2 protein-coding genes are annotated in these 1,710 nt (G+C 65.3%); one reads left to right on the top strand and one right to left on the bottom strand.

Translation table 11 applies throughout. The features are described 5' to 3' along the window. Window positions 1-1,249: response regulator (locus VGK20_05075; GenBank protein HEY2773408.1), on the top strand; the 1,249-nt coding region annotated here is incomplete at its 5' end. 32 nt (window positions 1,250-1,281) lie between these two features. Here the strand turns inward: VGK20_05075 and VGK20_05070 are convergent. Then, window positions 1,282-1,710: glycosyltransferase family 9 protein (locus tag VGK20_05070; protein HEY2773407.1), on the bottom strand; the 429-nt coding region annotated here is incomplete at its 5' end.

Genomic DNA, 1,710 nt, shown 5'->3' with positions numbered 1-1,710 from the left:
CGAGACCGAGGCCGCGATCGTCTACATGCTGGAGACCACGGAGCGCCGCGCGCTGGAGAACCAGATCAACCAGTCGCAGAAGATGGACATGGTCGGCCAGCTCGCCGGCGGCATCGCGCACGACTTCAACAACGTGCTCTCCGCCATCATGATGGCCAACGACTTCCTGCTGAACGCGCACAAGCCGACCGATCCGTCGTTCCAGGACATCATGCAGATCAAGCAGAACGCCACGCGCGCCGCCACCCTGGTGCGGCAGTTGCTCGCGTTCTCGCGCCGGCAGACCCTGCGGCCGCAGGTGCTCGATCTCGGCGACGCGCTAAGCGATCTCACCATGCTGCTGCGCCGGCTGATCGGCGAGAAGGTCAAGCTCGACTTCGTGCACGGCCGCGACCTCTGGCCGGTCAAGGTCGACGTCTCCCAGTTCGAGCAGGTGATCGTCAATCTCGCGGTCAACGCGCGCGACGCCATGCCCGACGGCGGTAGGCTCACGGTGAGGACCGCCAATGTCGGCGCGGCAGAATCCGGCGAGCTCGCCTACAAGGGCATGCCCGCCGCCGACTATGTGCGGATCGACATTTCCGACACCGGCACCGGCATTCCCGCCGACATCCGCGAGAAGATCTTCGAGCCGTTCTTCTCCACCAAGGAGGTCGGCAAGGGCACCGGGCTCGGGCTGTCGACGGTGTACGGCATCGTCAAACAGACCGGCGGCTTCGTCTATGTCGATTCCGAGGAAGGCAAGGGCACCACTTTCCACATCTTCCTGCCGCGGCATCACGCCGAGCAGGAAGCGCAAGCCGAGGCGCCCGCCGAGTCGCATGCGGCGAACGGCGCGGCCAGGGAAGCGGCGGCCGAGCCGAAGCGCGATTTCACCGGGCAGGGCACCATTCTGCTGGTCGAGGACGAGGAGGGCCTGCGCTCACTGAATGCGCGCGGCTTGCGTTCGCGCGGCTACAGCGTGATCGAGGCGTCCAACGGCGTTGAGGCGATGGAGGCGCTCGAGGAGAAGAACGGCGCCGTCGATCTCGTGGTCTCCGACGTCGTGATGCCTGAAATGGACGGCCCGACGCTCCTGAAGGAGATGCGCGGCCGCAATCCGGATTTGAAGATCATCTTCGTGTCAGGTTACGCCGAGGATGCCTTCGAGAAGAGCCTGCCGGAGAACGAGCAGTTCGCCTTCCTGCCGAAACCCTTCACGCTGGCCCAGCTCGTCGCCGCGGTGAAGGAGACCATGCCGGCGCAGTAGGGCTCGTCGCACCGAAAGGCCGCTCCGAATCGTCAGGCCTCTCGTCCGCTTGCGGCGATCAGCCCGAGCAACTCGCGTCTCACGCGATCGAGCACGGTCCCGTAGTCGCGCGTTTCGCTCTGCCGGAACAGCCGCAGCGTCGGATACCAGGGACTGTCGTCGCGATCGAGCAGCCAGCGATAGTCGGGCGTGTAAGGCAGCAGCACCCAGGTGAGGCGTCCCAGCGCGCCGGCGAGATGGGCCACGCTCGTGTCGACCGTGATCACGAGATCGAGGCAGCTCACCAAGGCTGCGGTCTCGACGAAGTCGGTCAAATGTTGGGTCAGATCGACGATATCGGTGCGCTCGCGCAGGAAGATCAGGTCGTCGGGCCTCGGGTCTTTCTGCAGGCTGACGAAGGTCGCATCGACGTCGAGGATCCGCGCAAGCAGGCGCAGCGGAATTGACCGCTTCGCATCGTT

The sequence above is a fragment of the Candidatus Binatia bacterium genome, assembly GCA_036493895.1.
Taxonomy (GTDB): Bacteria; Desulfobacterota; Binatia; order UBA1149; family CAITLU01; genus DATNBU01.
Note: the sequence above shows the minus strand (reverse complement) of the source record. Positions and strands in the feature narration are given on the sequence as shown.